The sequence below is a fragment of the Sphingomonas sp. SDUR79 genome, from assembly GCF_056821745.1.
Map to the genome: position 1 here is coordinate 1094467 of NZ_JBPDIN010000001.1, position 19852 is coordinate 1114318.

The 19852-nt window shown below is 67.5% G+C and carries 19 protein-coding genes, 1 tRNA gene and 1 pseudogene; 10 read left to right on the forward strand and 11 right to left on the reverse strand.

Features of this window, described 5'->3' with window-relative positions:
* The first annotated feature begins 61 nt into the window (after positions 1–61).
* Together ACRYLO_RS05205 and ACRYLO_RS05210 are read left to right on the forward strand one after the other, a co-directional pair.
* Entirely contained in the window at positions 62–1285 is a 1224-nt protein-coding gene (locus tag ACRYLO_RS05205) for a type II secretion system F family protein (protein WP_482659195.1), read from the forward strand.
* Between the two features lie 96 nt (positions 1286–1381).
* A pseudogene (locus ACRYLO_RS05210) lies at positions 1382–2332 on the forward strand (B12-binding domain-containing radical SAM protein); the annotation flags it as partial.
* 420 nt (positions 2333–2752) lie between these two features.
* Here ACRYLO_RS05210 and gspN read toward each other — a convergent pair.
* Positions 2753–3526: a type II secretion system protein N gene (gene gspN / locus ACRYLO_RS05215; RefSeq protein WP_482661678.1), complete on the reverse strand. Its 774-nt coding sequence runs from the start codon at positions 3524–3526 to the stop codon at positions 2753–2755.
* Here gspN and ACRYLO_RS05220 point away from each other — a divergent pair.
* The 4 genes from ACRYLO_RS05220 to ACRYLO_RS05235 are packed head-to-tail and all read left to right on the forward strand — an operon-like array spanning position 3460 to position 6418.
* Positions 3460–4512, forward strand: coding sequence for a penicillin-binding protein activator (locus ACRYLO_RS05220; protein WP_482661679.1), 1053 nt, complete (start codon positions 3460–3462; stop codon positions 4510–4512). The genes gspN and ACRYLO_RS05220 overlap by 67 nt on opposite strands.
* Positions 4509–5126: a type II secretion system protein GspJ gene (locus ACRYLO_RS05225; protein WP_482659196.1), complete on the forward strand. Its 618-nt coding sequence runs from the start codon at positions 4509–4511 to the stop codon at positions 5124–5126. Before ACRYLO_RS05220 ends, ACRYLO_RS05225 begins: the two co-directional genes overlap by 4 nt.
* On the forward strand, positions 5123–5998 hold the full coding sequence (locus tag ACRYLO_RS05230) for a type II secretion system minor pseudopilin (protein WP_482659197.1): 876 nt from the start codon (positions 5123–5125) through the stop codon (positions 5996–5998). The genes ACRYLO_RS05225 and ACRYLO_RS05230 overlap by 4 nt, the downstream gene beginning before the upstream one ends.
* 48 nt (positions 5999–6046) lie before the next feature.
* A complete protein-coding gene (locus tag ACRYLO_RS05235) occupies positions 6047–6418 on the forward strand; it encodes a MerC domain-containing protein (RefSeq protein WP_482659198.1) in 372 nt (123 codons plus the stop codon).
* Between the two features lie 94 nt (positions 6419–6512).
* On the opposite strand, the gene hutU is transcribed toward ACRYLO_RS05235, so the two are convergent.
* Genes hutU through hutI form a run of 4 tightly spaced genes read right to left on the reverse strand, consistent with a single transcriptional unit; the run spans position 6513 to position 11642 of the window.
* Entirely contained in the window at positions 6513–8171 is a 1659-nt protein-coding gene (hutU, locus tag ACRYLO_RS05240) for a urocanate hydratase (RefSeq protein WP_482659199.1), read from the reverse strand.
* Complete coding sequence (hutG, locus tag ACRYLO_RS05245; protein ID WP_482659200.1) at positions 8168–8968, reverse strand: N-formylglutamate deformylase; 801 nt, start codon at positions 8966–8968, stop codon at positions 8168–8170. Before hutG ends, hutU begins: the two co-directional genes overlap by 4 nt.
* A complete protein-coding gene (gene hutH / locus ACRYLO_RS05250; protein WP_482659201.1) occupies positions 8965–10458 on the reverse strand; it encodes a histidine ammonia-lyase in 1494 nt (497 codons plus the stop codon). The genes hutG and hutH overlap by 4 nt, the downstream gene beginning before the upstream one ends.
* On the reverse strand, positions 10455–11642 hold the full coding sequence (gene hutI, locus ACRYLO_RS05255; protein ID WP_482659202.1) for an imidazolonepropionase: 1188 nt from the start codon (positions 11640–11642) through the stop codon (positions 10455–10457). The genes hutH and hutI overlap by 4 nt, the downstream gene beginning before the upstream one ends.
* Positions 11643–11670: 28 nt before the next feature.
* On the opposite strand from hutI, the gene ACRYLO_RS05260 reads away from it, so the two are divergent.
* The 4 genes from ACRYLO_RS05260 to ACRYLO_RS05275 are packed head-to-tail and all read left to right on the forward strand — an operon-like array spanning position 11671 to position 15368.
* Entirely contained in the window at positions 11671–13032 is a 1362-nt protein-coding gene (locus tag ACRYLO_RS05260; protein WP_482659203.1) for a formimidoylglutamate deiminase, read from the forward strand.
* Positions 13029–13724, forward strand: a complete 696-nt coding sequence (locus ACRYLO_RS05265; RefSeq protein ID WP_482659204.1) for a UTRA domain-containing protein — start codon at positions 13029–13031, stop codon at positions 13722–13724. Before ACRYLO_RS05260 ends, ACRYLO_RS05265 begins: the two co-directional genes overlap by 4 nt.
* Before the next feature lie 8 nt (positions 13725–13732).
* Positions 13733–14011, forward strand: coding sequence for a DUF6356 family protein (locus ACRYLO_RS05270; protein WP_482659205.1), 279 nt, complete (start codon positions 13733–13735; stop codon positions 14009–14011).
* A 1-nt stretch (position 14012) separates the two neighbouring features.
* On the forward strand, positions 14013–15368 hold the full coding sequence (locus ACRYLO_RS05275; protein ID WP_482659206.1) for an FAD/NAD(P)-binding protein: 1356 nt from the start codon (positions 14013–14015) through the stop codon (positions 15366–15368).
* A 194-nt stretch (positions 15369–15562) separates the two neighbouring features.
* On the opposite strand, the gene ACRYLO_RS05280 is transcribed toward ACRYLO_RS05275, so the two are convergent.
* The 6 genes from ACRYLO_RS05280 to ACRYLO_RS05305 form a co-directional block, all read right to left on the reverse strand.
* Positions 15563–15874: a hypothetical protein gene (locus tag ACRYLO_RS05280; protein WP_482659207.1), complete on the reverse strand. Its 312-nt coding sequence runs from the start codon at positions 15872–15874 to the stop codon at positions 15563–15565.
* Between the two features lie 326 nt (positions 15875–16200).
* A tRNA-Pro gene (locus ACRYLO_RS05285) sits at positions 16201–16277 on the reverse strand.
* Between the two features lie 109 nt (positions 16278–16386).
* Positions 16387–17685 carry an FAD-dependent oxidoreductase gene (locus ACRYLO_RS05290; protein WP_482659208.1) on the reverse strand — a complete coding sequence of 433 codons (1299 nt, stop codon included), beginning with the start codon at positions 17683–17685 and terminating at the stop codon, positions 16387–16389.
* An 86-nt stretch (positions 17686–17771) separates the two neighbouring features.
* Complete coding sequence (locus ACRYLO_RS05295) at positions 17772–18248, reverse strand: response regulator (RefSeq protein ID WP_482659209.1); 477 nt, start codon at positions 18246–18248, stop codon at positions 17772–17774.
* Positions 18245–19291 carry a sensor histidine kinase gene (locus ACRYLO_RS05300; RefSeq protein WP_482659210.1) on the reverse strand — a complete coding sequence of 349 codons (1047 nt, stop codon included), beginning with the start codon at positions 19289–19291 and terminating at the stop codon, positions 18245–18247. The genes ACRYLO_RS05295 and ACRYLO_RS05300 overlap by 4 nt, the downstream gene beginning before the upstream one ends.
* Positions 19288–19758 carry a methanogen output domain 1-containing protein gene (locus ACRYLO_RS05305; RefSeq protein WP_482659211.1) on the reverse strand — a complete coding sequence of 157 codons (471 nt, stop codon included), beginning with the start codon at positions 19756–19758 and terminating at the stop codon, positions 19288–19290. Before ACRYLO_RS05305 ends, ACRYLO_RS05300 begins: the two co-directional genes overlap by 4 nt.
* Positions 19759–19852 lie beyond the last annotated feature (94 nt).

Sequence of the window (19852 nt, forward strand, 5' to 3'; positions counted from 1 at the left end):
CGATATTCCGGGAGATGGGCCCCGGCTTTCGCCGGGGTGACGGCTGGGGGCTGGGGTTAGGATGCCAGCCTTCACCTATCGCGCTGCCGACCGGTCGGGCGTGCAGAAAAAGGGCACCGTCGAAGCCTCCAGCGCTGCAGCCGCGCGGGCGATGCTGCGTGATCAGGGGCTGCTCCCACTCGCGGTCGAGGCGGCGGGGGAGCGGCGGTCGATCGGGTCGATCCAGCTGCCCAAGCTGGGCCGGTCGGGCATGAGCGCGCGCGAGCTGGCGACGGCCACTCGGCAAATTTCGACGTTGGTCGGTTCGGACATTCCGGTCGAAGAGGCACTGCGGCTGGCGGCGAACCAGTCGGAGACGCAGCGGGTTTCGGGCATCCTGATGGAGGTGCGCGGCGCGATCCTGGACGGGCGCAGCTTTGCCAGCGCGCTGTCGACGCATCCCAAGACCTTCCCCGAATTCTACCGCGCATCGGTCGCGGCGGGGGAAGCCTCGGGGAAGCTGACCGAAGTTCTCGGCCACCTTGCCCATTTCGTCGAGAACCGGCAGGCGAATGCGCAGAAATTGCAGCTGGCCCTGCTCTATCCCGGGCTGTTGGCGACCGTGTCGCTGGGCGTCATCGTGCTGCTGCTGGTTTATGTGATCCCGGACATCGTCAATGTGTTCGTGTCGCGCGGGACCGACCTGCCGCTGCTGACCCGAATATTGATCGCGGTATCGGGGTTTTTGCAGGCTTGGGGGCTGTATCTCCTGATTGCGGGGCTGGCGGCGTATTTCGTGTTCAACCGCTGGGCGGCGGTCCCGGCGAACAAGCTGAAGGTCCATCGCGGCTTTACCGAGCGTTGGCCGTTCAAGCGCTTTTCCCGCCAGCATAATGCCGCGCGCTTCGCCGGGAGCCTGGCGACTCTGGTCGAGAGCGCGGTGCCGTTGGTCGATGCGCTGCACGCGGCGGCGGCGGTGACGCCCAACCTGTGGGTCCGAGCGCGGGCGATGCATGTCGCGGCGCGGGTGCGCGAAGGCATCAGCCTGCGCGCGGCGATGGCGGAGGCGGGGGTGTTCCCGCTGATGCTGACCGCGATTGTCGCGTCGGGTGAGGCATCGGGCAAGCTCGGCCCGGCACTGTCGCGCGCTGCGGACGAGCTGGACCGTGAACTGGACGCGATCACGACCGCGCTGGTCGCGCTGGTCGAGCCGATGGTGCTGTTGCTCATGGGCGGCATGGTGTTGATGATGGTGCTGGCGATCCTGCTGCCGATCATCAATCTGAATGATCTGGTGACGTTGTAGCGGGCGTCAGCAAAGCCTCATCTTCCGCTCATGACGGCCTGCTGACGGGCTGACAGGCATCGCGCTCTGACACAGGAGTGCGCGATGAAGGTGAAGATGATCCTGCCGGCTTTGACCGAGGCGAAAAGTCCGTTCTGGCGACCGATCAAATACTCGCTATTTCCGCCGCTCGGGCTCGCCACGCTGGCGGCATTCCTCGATCCGGACGACGAGGTCGAACTGATCGACGACCATGTCGAGCCGCTGCGCACCGACGATCAGCCCGATCTGGTCGTGATCCAGGTCTATATCACCAACGCCTATCGCGCCTATGCGCTTGCCGATCTGTACCGCGCGCGCGGCGTCCATGTTGCGTTGGGCGGGCTGCACGTGACGTCGTTGCCGGACGAGGCGGCGGCGCATGCCGATACCATCTTCATTGGGCCCGGGGAGCAGACCTTCCCGCAGTTCCTGAACGATCTGCGCGCGGGCCAGCCGCGCGCCCGCTACAGCTCGACCGCCGGGCGGACGATCCACGGCATCCCGCCAGTACGGCGCGACCTGATCAAGCGGAACCGCTATCTGGTGCCCAATTCGATCGTGGTTACACGCGGTTGTCCGCAGCATTGCGATTTCTGTTATAAAGATGCGTTTTTTGCCGGGGGGCGTTCCTTCTATGCCCAGCGGGTCGATGAGGCGCTGGCCGAGATTGAGCGCTTGCCGGGCCGGCATCTTTATTTTCTCGACGATCATCTGTTGGGTGACCGGCGCTTTGCAGCGGCACTGTTCGATGGGATGCGCGGGATGGGGAGGCTGTTTCAGGGCGCGGCGACGGTCGACAGTGTGCTACGCGGTGACCTGATCGAGCGTGCCGCCGAAGCGGGACTTCGCAGCCTGTTCGTGGGGTTCGAGACGTTCAGCCCAAACAATCTGGCGGCGAGCAACAAGAAACAGAACCTTGCGCGCGACTATGCCGAAGTGACGCGTCGGTTGAGCGATCTGGGCGTCATGATCAACGGGTCGTTCGTGTTCGGGATGGACGATGACGACACCGACGTCTTCGACCGCACCGTCGACTGGGCGGTGCGTCATGGCGTCACCACCGCCACCTTTCACATCCAAACGCCCTATCCCGGCACGCGCCTGCACCAGCAGCTGTCCGCCGACGGACGGATCATCAGCCATGATTGGGACCGGTACGACACCCGACATGTCGTATTCCAACCGCGCAAGCTCAGTCCCGAACAGCTCAAAGCCGGCTATGACCGGGCGTATCGCGACTTCTACAACTGGACGAATATTGCGCGTGGGGCCTGGTCACATGACGCGACCAAGCATCGTGCCAAGCACTTCTTCTACGCTGCGGGGTGGAAGAAGTTCGAGCCGCTGTGGGATCTGGTGATCAAGTCGCGCCGCCTGGCGCTGATGACGCCGATGCTGGAGGCGGTGCTGAGCAAAGTGTCGGGCGGGCGGGACCGGGCGCCCCCGCTACAACGCCCCGGCGATGCTAGCCCCGCCGGGCAGCCCCGCGAAGGGCAGGATACGCGCGCCCTCCGGCGTCATGCGGATCGTGAGCTGGCCATCCTCGCTGAGCGTCGCGGTCATGAGGATTTGGCGCTGCTGGGCGCGGGGGGTAAGGCGGATTTGGGTGGTGGTGCCGATCTTTTCGGAGGTCAGCAGCAGCGGGGGTACGGGGACCGGCGCGCCACCGCCCTTGGGGGTGCAGGTACCGGCGTCGGTGGTCAGACGACCGTCGATGCCCTGGCTCGACCCGCCGACCGCGATCCGGTCGAATTCGAGCTGCATCACCATGTCGCAGTTGAAGGGGAGATTGGGCTGGAGCGCCTGAAGCAGCGCGGCGTGGCTGCTGCCGCTGACCTTGTCGAGCACGGTGCTGCTGAACCCCGCGAGCGCGCGGCCGCCCATGTCGGTGTCGGGGCCGGTCGCGGTCCAGTCGGCGGCGAAGCCGAGGCTGGTGAGTGAGCGCAAGGGCGCCCAGTGCCATTCGAACTTGCTGCCGCCAGCGACCCCGACTTCGCCATTCCATACGGTACCGGCGACGCCGGTGCGCCAGGGACGGTTCTTGACGATCACGCTGGCGGGGATGGTCGCGACCATGGCGAGGGCATAAGCGGCTATGCCCAGCACCACGAAGACGGTAAGACGCCGCCGAGCTGACCAGGATGCCCGTGACCATGCCGCCGATTCGCCGCCGTGCGCTGCTGACCGCTCTGGGATCGGGGCTGATAGTGCCGTCGGCATTGGTCGCTGGTCCCTCTGTCTTCGCGGCCGACAAGGTCAAGCGTGACAAGCGGCCGGTGGCGTTGCTGCTGCCGCTGTCAGGGCCGCGCGCCGAGTTGGGCCTTAGCATGCGTCAGGGCGTGTTGCTCGCTGATTCTGGGCCGGAAATCACGGCTTACGATACCGGCGGGACGCCGGAGGGGGCGGGGCTGGCGGCGCGCAATGCGCTGAAGGCCAAGGCTGCGATGATCCTGGGGCCGGTCACCGCCGAGGAGCTGAATGCGGTCACGGCAGAGGTCGCACGGCGGGTGCCGGTGATTGCCTTTACCAACAATGCGGTCGCGCGGGGGCCGGGAAGTTTCGTGTTCGGAATTACGCCGGCGCAGGTAACCAGCGCGGTGCTGCGCTATGCCCGATCGCGCGGCGTGCGCAGCGTGGTGGTGGTCGATGACGGATCTCCATGGAGCGTCGCCGCGGCGCTGGCGGCGGGCAAGATGCAGAGTGAGGTCGGGCTGGACGTGCGGTCGCTGACCGTGGTCGAGGGACAGCCACTGCCCGCGGCAGGGGATGCGCCGGATGCGGTGCTGCTGCCCGGAAGCAGCGAGACGGTGCTGGCGGCGGCGCGGAACCTGAAGGGCACGGGCGTTCAGCTGCTTGGCACGGTCCAGGCGTTAGATCATCGGCCGACGGCGCTGGAGACGCTGGACGGTGCGTGGATTGCAAGTCCGGATCCGGCGGCATTCGGCAAATTCGCCGCCGAGTTCCGGTCGCGCCATGGCGGCACGCCCGGGGCGCTGTCGGCGCTGGCCTATGACGCCGGCGGGGTGGTCAAGGCGTTGCGGGCGAAGGGCGCGCTCGACGAGGCGGCGTTGCTGGCCGAGACCAGCTACCCCTGTATCACCGGCAATGCGCGCTTCCGCAGCGACGGAAGCGTGGCGCGCGAGCTGGCGATCCTGGTCGCCGGGGCGCAGGGTTATGAGCCGGTGGCGGTGAGCCTGGGGGCGTGAACGCGCCAAGGCCGTCGCCCCGGCGGAGGCCGGGGCCGCTGGAGGCACCGCTGAACAATCCATCGGGCGGCCCCGGCCTGCGCCGGGGGGACGACGGGTTTACCCTGCTCGAACTCATCATTTCGCTGGGGCTGTTCGCGTTGATCGCGGTGGCGGGGCTCACCTTGCTCAACAGCGTGATGACGACGCAGGAGCGGACTGAGGGGCGGCTTGACCGAACGGCGGCGATCCAGCGCACGATGTTCGTGCTGCAGAGCGACCTTGACCAGATCACGCGCGGTGCGGTGAGTGGCGGGGGGACGGGGATCGCATTCACCCGCGTTGCTGCCGGCTTGGGCGGGCCGCCAATTCCATTGCGCTATCAATCCACTGGCGGGGCATTGGTGCGGGCCGCGCCGCAGCCGCAGCTGTTGTTGACGGGCGTGGGTGGCGTGCGGTGGCGCTTTCTCGACGGTCAACGCTGGGTCGATCGCTGGCCCCCGAATGAGGAGCGCAAGGACGACTGGCCGCGCGCGGTGCAGGTCGAAATGCAGCTGGCGGGCGAGCGCGGGCCGCAGGGGACGCTGCGCCGCATCGTCGCGCTGCCGGTCAAGCCGCAGGACGAGCCGCAATGACCCGGCGCGACGACGAACAGGGCATGATCCTGGTCAATGTGCTGATGTTCGTTGCCATCGCGAGCGGGCTGGTGCTGCTGATGATCGGGCGCGAGGAGCTGGCGCTCGACCGCGCGTTGCGCAGTCGCGAGGCGGCGCGGGCGGCGGCGGTGGTGCGCGGGGGCGAACTGTCGGCGCTTGCGGCGCTTCAACGCGATGCGCTCGCCGCGCCGCAGGTGGACCATGCGGGCGAGGCGTGGGCGTCGATCGGAGCAAATGGCGCGACGATCGACGGCGGTACGTTCGATCTGGCGGTGAGCGATGCCGAGGGGCGGTTCAACGTCAACATGCTGCGCAGTGGCGACGCGGTGCCGGTGATCCTGTTCCAGAGGCTCGCGCGGATCGCGGGGCTGGACGAGCAGCAGACGGTCGAGGCGATTGCCTATATCCGCACGCAAGGGCCCGTCAGCGACATTCGCCCGATCCGGCTGATCCCGGGTGCGGACCCGGCGGCGATTGCGCGGCTGGAGCGGATGGTGACGGCGCTGCCCGGCAAGACGACGATCAATTTGAATGCGGCGGATCAGGAGCTGCTGGCGTTCCTGATCGGCGATCCGGTCGCGGCCGAGCGGATCGTCGCGATCCGCAAGCGCAATGGGCAGATCACCTTGCGCGACCTGTCGGACCTCAAGGTCAGCCAGCCGCCGGGGACGGCGTTCAGCTCGAATACGTATTGGGTGCGGGTGCGTGCGAAGATCGGCGACACGGTGCAGCAGGGCGCGACGCTGATCCAGCGGCGGCGGACGGCGCAGGGCGCGGTGACGACGGTGCCGGTGGCGCGCTGGCGCAACGCTGCGCTGCCGCCTGAGGCTCCGGCGCTGGCAGGCGGTTGAAATCCGTGTGACAAAGTATCATCTGCGCTGCGAACGAAGGAGTTTGCGATGCGTGTGATGGTGGCGAAATGGTTTGACGGGCTGGCGGTGGGGGCTTCGGCGCTGTGCCTGATCCACTGCCTTGCGCTGCCGATCCTGATCGCCGCATTGCCCGCGCTGGCGGCGCGGCTCGATCTGGGCGAGGGGTTTCACCTTGGCGTGCTGGCGTTTGCGCTACCGGTCAGCGCGGTTGCGCTGGGGGAGGGATGGCGGCGGCATCGCGGGCTGACGCCGTTGTTTGTCGGGGCGGCGGGCCTGACGCTGCTCGCCGCAGGTCTGGCGTTTGAGGAGTGGGTCGCGGTGGAGACTGGCGTGACCGTGGCCGGGAGTTTGCTGCTCGCCGGGGCGCATATCGCGAATTGGCGGGGGCGGTTGGCTTAACGCCGATCGTCGTCCCGGCCTTGAGCCGGGACAGGGCTGCCTTTCGCGCCGCGAAGAAGCCCGGCCCCGGGTCAAGCTCGGGGCGACGAATGGGTTACAGGATCCCCGGCAGGTCCAGCCCCATCTCTCCGGCGCAGGTCTTGGCGATCTCGTAGCCCGCATCGGCATGGCGCATGACGCCGGTTGCCGGGTCGTTCCACAGCACGCGCTCGAGCCGCTTGGCCGCATCCTGCGTGCCGTCGGCGACGATGACCATGCCGCTGTGCTGCGAATAGCCCATGCCGACGCCGCCGCCATGGTGGAGCGAGACCCAGGTTGCGCCACTGGCGGTGTTGAGCAGGGCGTTGAGCAGGGGCCAGTCGGATACAGCGTCGCTGCCGTCCAGCATCGCTTCGGTTTCGCGGTTGGGGCTGGCGACCGATCCGCTGTCGAGGTGATCGCGACCGATGACGATGGGGGCTTCGAGTTCGCCCGACGCGACCATTTCGTTGAAGGCGAGGGCGAGACGGTGGCGGTCGCCGAGGCCGACCCAGCAGATGCGCGCGGGCAGGCCCTGGAACGCGATGCGCTCCTTCGCCATGTCGAGCCAGTGGTGCAGGTGGTGGTTGCCGGGGAGCAATTGCTTCACCTTGGCGTCGGTCTTGTAGATGTCCTCGGGATTGCCCGACAGCGCGGCCCAGCGGAACGGGCCGATGCCGCGGCAGAAGAGCGGGCGGATATAGGCGGGGACGAAGCCGGGGAAGGCAAAGGCGTCGGCGACGCCCGCGTCCTTCGCGACCTGACGGATATTGTTGCCATAGTCGAAGGTCGGGACGCCCATCTCCTCGAACGCCAGCATCGCGCGGACATGGGTGGCCATCGAGGCGCGGGCGGCGGCTTCCACCTCGTGCGGGGCGGTTTCGCGCTTGGCGAACCATTGGTCGAGCGTCCAGCCGGCGGGGAGGTAGCCATTGATGGGGTCATGCGCGCTGGTCTGGTCGGTGACCATGTCGGGGCGGATGCCGCGCTTGACGAGTTCGGGCAGCACCTCGGCGGCGTTGCCGAGCAGGCCGACCGAGACGGGCTTGTCCGATGTGCGAATGATTTCAAGTGCTTCGTCGATGCTGTTGGCAGCGCGATCGAGGTAGCGGGTCCGCAGGCGCATCTCGATCCGGCTCGGCTGGCATTCGATCGCGAGGCAGGATGCGCCGGCCATGGTCGCGGCGAGCGGTTGCGCGCCGCCCATGCCGCCAAGCCCGGCGGTGAGGATCCAGCGGCCCGACAGGTCGCCGCCATAATGTTGACGGCCCGCCTCGACGAATGTTTCGTAGGTGCCCTGAACGATGCCCTGCGTACCGATATAGATCCAACTGCCCGCAGTCATCTGGCCGTACATCGCCAGCCCCTTGCGATCGAGTTCGTGGAAATGCTCCCAAGTCGCCCAATGCGGGACGAGGTTGGAGTTGGCGATCAGGACACGCGGCGCGTTCTCGTTCGTGCGGAACACGCCGACCGGCTTGCCTGACTGGACCAGCAGGGTCTGATCGGCGTCGAGGCGGCGGAGCGTCTCGACGATCTCGTCATAGGCTTCCCAGTTGCGCGCCGCGCGGCCGATGCCGCCATAGACGACCAGGCTCTCGGGCGCTTCGGCGACATCGGGGTCGAGATTGTTCATCAGCATCCGCAACGCCGCCTCGGCCTGCCAGTTCTTGGCGGAGAGGGTGGTGCCGGTCGGAGCCTTGATGCGGCGGCTATTGTCGGTGCGGGTCGTCATGCTTGGGCTTTCGCGAAGTCGATGGCGGCGGTGAGGATCGGGCGGAGGGTGGCGTGCGCCTGCGCGGCGTGGATGTCGTCCCAGCGCGGGGGCCAGTTGGCGGCGGGCACTTCGGCGACATAGGTGCGCATCGCCAGCTCCATCTGGATCGCGTGGACGCCGGTGTCGGGCTGGCCATAATGGCGCGTGGTCCAGCCGCCCTTGAACCGGCCGTCGATGACATGGCTGCGCTGTTGGTCGGCGCAGATCGCAGCGATCGATTGCGCGAGTTCGGGGGCGCAGGACTGTCCGCTATTGGTGCCGATGTTGAATTCGGGCAGGCGGCCGTCGAACAGCTTGGGCACCACGCTGCGGATCGAATGCGCTTCGTAGAGAACGATTGCCGGGTGAAGCGCGCGCAGGCGGTCGATCTCGGTGCGCAGGGCGGCGTGATAGGGGTCGAAATAGGCGCTGCGGCGGCGGGCGATCTCGGCTGCGTCGGGCTCCTTGTCGGGGCGGTAGAGCGGGTCGCCGTCGAAGGTTTGGGTTGGGCACAGGCTGGTGGTGAATTGGCCGGGGTAGAGCGTCGCGCCGCTGGGGTCGCGGTTGACGTCGATCACCGTGCGCGAGGTGGTGGTGCGGACGATCGTCGCGCCGAGCTGGAACGCGAAGGCGTAGAGCTGGTCGATGTACAGATCGGCGTCGTAGCGTGCGCGGGCGGGGGAGATCAGCGCGGGGGCGATCTCGGCGGGGATTTCGAGGCCGGCATGCGGGATGCTGACGATCAGCGGGCCTTCGTTGCGGACGGTGATGATCATAGCTCGACCCCCGGCAACGCCTCGCCCAGCGCACCGCTCGTTACCAGCGCCGTCGCCAGCGCCATGTCGGGGGCGAAGTGGCGATCATCCTCCAGCGTCGGCACCTGATCACGGAGCAGAGTGCGGGCGGCTTCGAGCGGGGTGCTGGAGGTGAGCGGGGCGTGGAAGTCGCAGCCCTGCGCGGCCGCGAGATATTCGATGCCGATGATGTGGGCAAGGTTGGCGGTCATGGCGAGCAGACGGCGTGCGCCATGGCCGGCCATCGACACATGATCCTCCTGATTGGCGCTGGTCGGGATCGAATCGACGCTGGCGGGATGGGCGCGCTGCTTGTTTTCGCTGACGAGCGCGGCGGCGGTAACCTGGGGGATCATGAAGCCGGAGTTGAGGCCGGGGCGCGGGGTGAGGAAGGCGGGGAGGCCCGACAAAGCGGGGTCGACCAGCATGGCGATGCGGCGTTCGGCGAGGCTGCCGATTTCGCAGATGGCCAGCGCCAGCATGTCGGCGGCGAAGGCGACCGGCTCGGCGTGGAAATTGCCGCCGGACAGCGCCTCGCCCGTATCGGTGAAGATCAGCGGGTTGTCGGTGACGCCATTGGCCTCGATCGCGAGCGTTGCGGCGGCCTGGCGGATCAGGTCGAGGCACGCGCCCATCACCTGTGGCTGGCAGCGCAGGCAATAGGGGTCCTGCACGCGTTCATCGCCGTCGCGGTGCGAGGCGCGGATGGCGGAGCCGTCCATCAGTCCGGCGAGCGCCGCCGCCACCTCGATCTGGCCGCGATGGCCGCGCACCTGATGGATGCGCGGGTCGAACGGGGTGTCGGAGCCTTTTGCCGCCTCGGTCGATAGTGCGCCCGTGACCAGAGCGGCGCGGAACAGCTTTTCGGTCTCGAACAGGGAGGCGAGGGCGTAGGCAGTGCTGAACTGGGTACCGTTGAGCAGGGCCAGCCCTTCCTTCGGACCGAGCGTCAGGCCGCCGAGCATGGTGCGCGCGGGCATGCGGCGCGGGCCCATCTCGACTTCGCCCACGCCGATCATGGCGGCGGCGAGATGGGCGAGCGGGGCGAGGTCGCCGCTGGCGCCGACCGACCCCTGCGAGGGGATGATCGGCGTGATGCCGCGGTCGAGCATGTCCTGAAGCATCGCGATCGTTTCGGGCCGCACCCCGCTATGGCCTTGCGCGAGGCTGGCGAGCTTGAGCGCGATCATCAGGCGCACGACCGGGGCGGGCATCGGATCGCCGACGCCGGCGGCGTGGCTGAGCACGATGTTGCGCTGGAGCGTTTCGAGGTCGTCATCGCCGATGCGGACGCTGGCGAGCTTACCAAAGCCGGTGTTGATGCCGTACACCGGCTCGTGCCGGGCGAGGATGGCCTGCACCGCGTCGGCGCTGGCCGCGACCTTGGCGTGGCACGACGGGTCGAGCGGCGCGGGCTCGCCGTGATAAATGGCGTTCCAGGTGGAAAGCGGGGTGCTGCCGGGGACGATCATATGCCTGCGAATACTCGTGCATGGAGGGGGTTGGCGGCGATGCGATAGACGAGCTCGGCGGGGTCGGAGATGGTCCAGATGGCGAGGTCGGCGGAGCGGCCGACTTCCAGCGTGCCGCCTTTGACCCCGAGGGCGCGGGCGGCGTTGACTGTGACGCCGCGCAGGCATTCGGCGACGGTCAGGCGGAAGAACGTCGCGCCCATGTTCATCGCGAGCAGGATCGACGCCATTGGCGAGGTGCCGGGGTTGCAGTCGGTCGCGAGCGCGATCGGGACTCCCGCGTCGCGCAGGCCCTGAACCGGGGGGCGGCGCTCCTCTCGCGTGAAGTAGAAGGCGCCGGGGAGGAGGGTGGCGATGGTGCCGCTGGCGGCCATTGCGGCGATGCCGGCCGGGTCCAGATATTCGAGGTGATCGACCGAGAGGGCGCCGTGGCGGGCGGCGAGGGCGGCACCGTGCAGGTTGGACAGTTGCTCGGCGTGGAGCTTCACGGGCAGGCCGTGGGCGACAGCGGTTGTCAGGACGCGGTCGGTCTGTTGCGGGGTGAAGCCGATGCCTTCGCAAAAGGCGTCCACGGCGTCGGCGAGGCCGACGGCCGCAGGGATGATGGTGTCGCAGACAAGATCGACATAACCGTCCGGGTCACCGCGATATTCGGGTGGAACCGCGTGGGCGGCGAGCAGAGTGGCGCGGATGCGGACGTTGCGATGCGCACCAAGGCGGCGGGCGGCGCGGAGCATTTTTAGTTCGTCGTCGAGGGTCAGGCCATAGCCGGACTTGATCTCGACCGTGGTGACGCCTTCGCCGATCAGCTGGTCGAGGCGGGGAAGGGCGCTGGCAATCAGCTCGTCCTCGCTGGCGGCGCGGGTGGCGGTGACGGTGGAGAGGATGCCGCCGCCGGCGCGGGCGATCTCTTCGTACGTCGCGCCTTCCAGCCGCGCCTCGAACTCCTTGGCGCGGTTGCCGGCGTAGACGAGGTGGGTGTGGCAGTCGATCAGCCCGGGGGTGATCCAGCGCCCGTCGCAGTCGATGATTTCGGTCGCGTCCGGTGCTTCGGCGTCGGGACCGACATAGCTGATCGTGTCGCCTGTAGCCGCGACCGCGCCATGCTCGACGATGCCCAACCCGTCGCCGATCATCGTCGCCAAACGGGCGTTGCGCCAGAGTTTGTCCGCAGGAGTCGCCATGCGTTTAGTGTTGGACAGCGCGGCCATTATGTCTAGACATATTCGCATGGCGCTCTGGTTCGAAACTGCGTTGCTGGATCATGGCTGGACCGACCGCGTCCGGCTGACGCTGGCGGGCGGGCGGATCGAACGGGTCGAGGTCGGGGTTGAACCTGGCCGGAGCGATGAGCGGCATTTCGCGGCGTTGCCCGGGCTTCCCAATCTCCACAGCCATGCGTTCCAGCGCGCGATGGCGGGCCTGACCGAGGTGCGGGGCGCGTCGAGCGACGATTTCTGGTCGTGGCGTGAGCTGATGTATCGCTTTGTCGCGCGGATCGGGCCGGAGCAGTGCGAGGCGATTGCGGCGCTGGCCTATGCCGAGATGCTCGAGAGCGGGTTCACGCGGGTCGGCGAGTTTCATTACCTGCACCATGCGCCGGATGGGTCGCGCTACGCCGATATCGCCGAGATGAGCGGGCGGATCGCGGCGGCGGCGGAGATTTCGGGGATCGGGCTGACGCTGCTGCCGGTGTTCTACGCGCATGGCGGGTTTGGCGGGCAGGCTCCGGGCCCGGCGCAGGCGCGGTTTATCAATGCGGTCGACGGCTTTGCCGATCTGGTTGAGCGCGCCGAGGCGAAGCTGCCGCCGGATGGCGTGATCGGGATCGCGCCGCATAGTCTGCGCGCGGTGACGCCGGATGAGCTTGGGGCATTGCTGCCGATCGCCAGGGGCGGACCGGTGCATATCCATATCGCCGAGCAGGTGAAGGAAGTGGACGACTGCATCGCGTGGAGCGGGCGGCGGCCGGTGCGCTGGCTGCTTGATGCTGCGCCGGTCGATGCGCGCTGGACGCTGGTTCATGCGACGCATGTCGATGCGGGTGAGGTGGCGGAGATGGCCGCGCGCGGTGCCGTCGCCGGCTTGTGCCCGATCACCGAGGCCAATCTGGGCGACGGGCTGTTTCCCGCAAGCGCGTTTCTCGATAGCGGCGGCATGATCGGAGTCGGAAGTGATTCAAATGTGCGGATCGATGCGGCGGAGGAGTTAAGGGTGCTCGAATATGGCCAGCGGCTGACATTGCGCGGACGCAACCAGCTGGCGAGCGATGTGCAGCCATCGACCGGCGCGCGGCTGTTCGATGCGGCGGTCCGTGGTGGCGGCCAGTCGCTGGGGGTCGAGTCGGGTCTTGCGGCGGGCCGCCCGGCCGACATTGTCTCGCTCGACCGCAGCGATCCGGCGTTCGAGGGGCGCAGCGGCGACGCGCTGATCGACAGCTGGATCTTCGCCAGCCGCCGCCCGATCGACTGCGTGTGGTGCGGGGGCGTCAAGCAGGTCGAAGGCGGGCGGCACCGGCATCGCGACGCGATCGAGGCGCGCTATCGGATGGCGCTGCGCGAGCTGCTCGCATGAGCATCGAGGCGCGCATCCGCGGCGAGATCGAGGGGCGCATCCGCTCGGGCGAATGGGGGCCGGGCACGCGCGTGCCGACCGAATATGAGCTGATGGACGCCTATCGCTGTGCGCGGGCGACCGCCAACAAGGCGTTGAGCCGCCTCGCGAGCGAGGGGCTGATCGAGCGCAAGCGGCGCGCGGGCAGCTTCGTTGCGCGGCCGGCGATCCGCACGCCGGTGGTGGGCGTGCCGGACATCGCCGCGCTGATCGCCGAGCGGGGTGAGGCGTATCGCTGGGAGTTGCTGACGGTGAACCTGCACCGCCGCGCGCCCGCTGGCTTCCCGGTGCGGGGATCGGGCAGCGGCTGGCTGGTGCTGACCGGGGTGCATCATGCGGGGCACGCGCCATTTGGGTGGGAGGAACGCTGGCTCGACCTCGCCGCTGCGCCGGGCGCGGCGGATGCGGATTTCTCCGCGACCGCGCCGGGCAGCTGGCTGCTCGCCAACATCCCCTGGACCGATGCGCGGCACCGGATCGCGGCGGTGGGGGCGAGCGCCGAAGCGGCGGGGCGGCTGAAGCTGACCGAAGGCGCGCCGTGCCTGCAGGTCGAACGCTGGACGTGGCGCGGCAGGGCACCGGTGACGTTCGCGCGCCAGATCTTTCCGGGCGAGCATTACCAGCTGGTCGAGGATTTCACGCCGCGCGGTTAGCGGCTTGCATGGAGACGACGATGTTCAACCGCCTGTTCCTGGACCACCCGCGCGATGTCGGCGAAAGCTATGGCGAGCATTTCGCCACCGCCGCCGGGTTCGGGGTACGGATGGTTGGCGGCGGGCTGGCGTGCATCGTCCATGCGGTCGTGCCCGTGCTGTTCGTGCGGACGGCGAGCGATACGGTGAAGTCGCTCTATGCGACGATGAAGGCGCGTCAGCCGGCCTTTGCGGAGCAGCCGCCCGCCTTCACGACGGCCGAATGGCAGCTCGATTACGAGATCTAGGATGCAGATCGAGCATGTCGCGATCATTGGCGCCGGGTTTTCTGGGACGCTGCAGGCGATCAACCTGTTGCGGCACAAGGGGCCGCGCGCGACGCTGATCGAGCGTGCAGCGACGCCGGGGCTCGGGCTGGCTTATGGTGCGGCGCATCCGAGCCATGTGCTCAATGTCCGAGCGAGCAGTATGAGCGCCTTTCCCGACCAGCCGGGGCATTTCGCCGAGTGGTTGGCGGCGCGCGGGGTGGCGGATGCGGCCAACGCCTTTGCCGCGCGAGTGACTTATGGCGAATATCTGCGCGAATTGCTCGATGCGGCGATTTCCGGGAGCGCGGGGCGGCTAACCGTAGTCCGGGGTGAGGTGACGGGACTGGACCAGCGCGCCGATGGCGTTTCGCTCGCGATGGCGGACGGGAGTGCGATCGGTGCGGACGCGGCGGTGCTCGCGGTTGGCAATCTGCCGCCGCACGACCCCCCGGGGCTCGATCCCGCAGCGCTGCCGGACGATCTCTACAAGGGCGATCCCTGGGCTGGTGATATCGCCGACGGGTTGAGCGATGCCGATACCGTGCTGGTGATCGGCACCGGCCTGACGATGATCGACGTTGCGCTGATGCTGGAGGCGCGCGGCTTTGGCGGGCGGATCGTCGCGCTGTCGCGGCGCGGGTTGCTGCCCCGGCGGCACGAGGCGGGCGCGGCGTGGGACAAGATCGACGAGCGGCCCGCGACGGTGGCGTCGGCATTGGTTCGCAAGGTTCGCGCCCGTGCCAGCGAGATCGGCTGGCGCAATGCGGTGGACGAACTGCGCCCCTTTACCCAGCCGATGTGGGCGAATGCGAGCGTGGCTGAGCGGGGACGTTTCCTCCGGCATCTGCGGCCATGGTGGGACGTGCATCGCCATCGTCTGGCCCCGCAGGTGGCGGACCGGCTCGACGCAATGGCGGCGCGGGGGCAGTTGCAGGTGATGGCGGGCAAGACGCTGTGCTTCGAGGCCGGAGTTGGCGAGGTGACGCTGCACTGGCGACCGCGTGGTGCCGATGCAGCGCAAACCCTGCAAGTCCGGCGCGTGGTCAATTGCACCGGGCCGCTGGGGGATCTGGGGCGCACCACCGATCCGCTGCTGGTGGCGTTGCGCGACGGCGGCGCGATCCGGCCCGATGCCGCGCATCTGGGGATCGATGTGAATGGGGCAGGGGAGGTGATCGGCGCAGACGGCCGCGCCAATCCGCGCCTCTTCGCGCTCGGCCCGATGACGCGGGGGGCGTTCTGGGAAATTGTCGCAGTGCCCGATGTCCGCCGCCAGACCTGGGACGTGGCGCGGCGGCTGTCCAACGCGCATTGGGTCGGCGGCGAGGGGTTGTAGGGCCTATCAGTTTTCAACACATGCCCCCTCCCTGAAAGGGAGGGGTCGGGGGTGGGTGCGCGCGTCTGCGCGCTCAAAAAGCTAAATGCGACCGCGCGGCAGAACAGCGGCAATCGAGGCATCGAGCCTCGCTTGCCGCTAAACCCACCCCTAGCCCCTCCCTTTCAGGGAGGGGAAGTGAATGTCGATACAGCCTAGGTGTTGCTTTGCGCGCGTAGGTTTCGCGCAAACATCCAATCCCGGATTTCGGGCATTAGCGCCCACGCGGCATCCCCGAGGCGGTGGGCATCCTCCGCTATTTTATTGATCGTCTCTGCGGTCACTCGCTGGGACCGCTTGTCGCCTTTGAACCGAACCATTGTCAGGGTCGTCTCGAATCCCTCCAAATCCTTGTGCGCTCCGTGAACGACTTGATTGCGGCGTTCCGATAGCCCGCCCTGCAACTCGGACCGAATAGCTTTAATCTTGCGCACGATCGAGACTGGCAACTTGTGATATTCAGCCAAGGCGCTGCATTGACGCGAGGCCCGAGGTCCAAGCCGCCAAACATAATCGCGCCCTTCTCAAATTCCATCGGCTCGATCGTCACCAGCAGGCCGAGAACGGCCATCTCTAACCGAGACCACTGCAGGCAGACGTGGCCGATAGCTGCCATGATCGCGAGATTTCCCGGCTCGCCCGGAACGGAGATTGTAGTGCTAGTCATTCGGCATCGATGACTGCGGATTCGGACGAGGGCAATGCAGAACCGCGATAAATGCGCAGCTCTCTTAAGGTGCCATTTCCGCAAATTTCATGCGCGCCATCACGGCGGCGGTAAATATTTGAAATATGGTCGGGGAAAGAGGATTCGAACCTCCGGCCCCTGCCTCCCGAAGGCAGTGCTCTACCAGGCTGAGCTATTCCCCGACTGAACGGCGAAGTCCTTGGCAAAGGCCCCGGGTGGGCAGACCGCGTCGTTTGGAGGCGCGCCTATAACCGCCGCATTCCGCCCTTGCAAGCGCCGCAGCGCGCTTTTTTAACCGCCGCGTGCGTCGAGCATTCCGGCGACGCTGGTGAACTTCTCGCGCGGGGAATCGCTGCGGGCGGCGGCGATCTCGGCGGCGTCGATCTTTTGCCAATCGCGGAAGGTGACGACATCGACGCTGCGCGATGCGAGCAGGGCGTCGAGCCCTGGGCGACCTTGCTTGCCGCTGCCGCCCGGTGCGTCTTCGGCGATCTTCTCGGCGATGGCAAAGCCGTCGGGGCGGTTGGTGCCGATCGTGCCGGTCGGTCCGCGCCGCGCCCAGCCGACGGCATACAGACCGGGCAGCACGCGCCCCTCGTCATTGGCGAAGCGCCCGGCGCGGTCGTCATAGGGCACGCCCTCAATCTTCGGGGTGCGGTAGCCGATGCAGGACACGATCAGACTCGCCGGAATCGCATAGGTTTCGCCGGTACCGACCGCTGCGCCGCGTTCGTCGAGGCGGGTGCGTTCGACGATGATACGCTCGGCGCGGCCATCGCCTTCGATCCGCAGCGGCATTGCGAAGAAATCGAAGATGATGTGGACCGGCTTGTCGACGCTCGCGGCCGCGTATTTGCGCAGATGCGCGACCGACTTTCGTAGCCCCGGTTCGAGCAGCGCGTCGTCGATATCGGGCGGAAAATCGGCGGCTTCGACCACCGGGGCGGCGCGTGTGAGGTTGGCGAGCTCACCCAGTTCCTTGGGCGTCATCGCGATCTGGTGCGGACCGCGGCGGCCGAGCAGGGTGATGGTCTCGATCCCCGAGCCGACCAGTGCATTGAGCGCAGGGCTGACGATGTCCGATCCTGCAAACTCACCGCGCGTCTTGGCAAGGATGCGGGCGACGTCGAGCGCGACATTGCCGTTGCCGATCACCACCGCGCCGGGGCCGCCGAGCGGCGGGTTCAGCGCGGCGAAGTCGGGATGGCCGTTATACCAGCCGACGAATGCGGCCGATCCGGTCACGCCCGGCAGGTCGGCGCCGGGGATCTCCAGCGGACGATCGAACGGAGCGCCGGTCGCCAGCACCACCGCGTCGTACAGGCCCATCAGTTCGGGGATGGTCACGTCCTTGCCGACCGTCACATTGCCGACGAAGCGGACCGTGTCGGTCAGCGCCACTGCTTCATAGCGTCGCGACACGCTTTTGATCGACTGGTGGTCGGGCGCGACGCCGCTGCGGATCAGGCCGAACGGGACGGGCAGCCGGTCGATGATGTCGACCCGGACATCCTCCCCGAACTGTTTCTGGCACGCCTCTGCGGTATAATAGCCCGCCGGCCCCGATCCGATCACCGCGATATGCCGCATGCCCGGTCCTTTTCTGTTGTGAGCAGAGGCTAGCGGGGAAATGGGGAAGGGCAAGGGGAATGGTCGCTGCCGTGCGGCGGGCGGGGTCAGTGCCCTTTCTGTGGCGTTTCGAGCGCCTGGCGGACGGCGGCGAGCATCTGCGCGTCGGTGAACGGCTTGACCAGCCAGCCGCGCGGGTCGGCCGCCGCACCACGCGCCCGGATCGCGTCGTCGCAATGCGCGCTGGCGAACAGGCTGGCGATGTTCATGCCGTGCATCGCGACCGCGGTGTCGATGCCGTCGAGCTCTCCGGCGAGCCGGATGTCCATCAGGACCAGATCCGGGGCGGCCTCCGCCACGCTTTGCAATGCTTCTTCGCCGCTATCGACGACGCCGACGACCTCATAGCCAGCGTCCAGCAATGCCGACTCGACGCTGAGCGCGACGAAGTAATTGTCCTCGACCACCAGTATCCGGGCACGATCCGCCGTGGGCTCAGGCCTGAAGCCCGGGTCCGATTCCGTCGTCTCTCCGGGGGGCGGAACGGTCATGGTCCAGATCATGGCAGTGTCGAGGCCGATCATTGCGACTCTCCCGCGCGTGGGGCCGGCAACGCAAACCGCGCTACACAGCGCGCGCCGCCCTGATTTTCGATATCGAGCCTGCCGCCAAGCTGGCGAAGCAGCGCCCGGACGAGGCCAAGTCCGGAGGCCCGGCGCCGCGCGTCGGGGCCGGCAATGCCCGGGCCATTGTCGTGAACAATCATCGTGATGTGCCCCGCATCGTGCCGGAATTCGACGGCGATCTGCTGATTGCCCTGCGCAGGCACGCCATATTTGACGGCATTGACCAGCAGTTCGTTGAGCACGAGCGCGATCGGCGTGGCAGGCTCGATCGGGAGATCGACCGGATCGACATGCTTCGCCGTTGCGAGCGGGGCGCGGGTCATGCCGGCGAGACTTGCCAGCAGGCTGTCCACCAGCGCCTCGGATCCGATCGTATCCAGCCGTCCCGAACCATAGAGCAGCTGCTGCACCGCGCTGACCGCCGAAAAGCGATTGGCGGCATCGCGCAGCGCGAGCTGCGCCTCGCTGCTCGTCGCCTCCCGCGCAGCGCCGAGCAGCATCCCGGCGAGCATCTGCATGTTGTTCTTCACCCGGTGCTGCAATTCGCGCAGCAACAGCTCGCGTTCCCGCAGCGATTCCTGAAGCACCGCCTCGGCATGTTTGCGCTGGGTGATCTCGGTATGAAGCTCATGCACCTTGCGCGAAAGGGCACCGAAGCGATCCTCGTCGGTTTCGAGCATCCGCAGCAGGATCGCCGGAGCGCCCGACAGTGCCACGCGGTTGCCGCGGCATTTCAGCCGCTCGCTGCCGCGCGCGTCGGACACAATCAGGGCACCGACCAGCGGCGCAGATGAGCCGAAACAGCGCTGGATGAAGCGCAACGCGTCCTGCCCGTCTCCCGCCAGGCGATCGAACAACGAGTGACCCGGAAGATCGCTGCCGAGCCGCTGCTGGGCAGCCCGGTTCAGGCCGAGCACGGTTCCGTCCTCGGACACGATCAGCGCCGCCTCCGCCAGCCCGTCGAGCAGGGCCTTTGCATCCTGGGACAGCAGCGTGCTCACCGTCCGTGATAGGCGCGCGCGGTTAGTGGAAGGTCGTCGCTCGCGCGCAGATAGACCGTCACGCGACAATCGGGATGCCCCTCAGCGATCGTGCGTTCCAGGTCGACGGCGGCATAGCCCAAATTCTGCGCGGCGATGTGGCCGAACACATTGGACGTCATCATGCACAGCGAAGGTCGGTCGCGCACCAGTTCGCCGAACGGGCAGGCGCGATTGCCAAGGACAATCCGATCCTCGGTCTCTTCGATCACGAAAAAATCCCCCTGAATGCGCCGCTTGAGGTCGATCAGCACGTCGGTGACCTGTGCCCGCGTCAGGCGATCGACGGCGAGCGCGCTGCGATATTGTCGATCGATCTGTTCCCCGACCGCGACGCCGACGACGCTGATATAACCCGATGCGTCATCAAGGCCGACCACGTCCTGCAGCGTTCCGGCGAGTTCGCGGATCAGGGTCCGTGAAAACACGTCGCGTTCCAGCGGAAGCTCAAGTTCAGATGCTTGCATGCGCCAACGCCCCCTGTTTCGGCGCGACGTGTATGCTTGCGCGAAGCAAGGCACA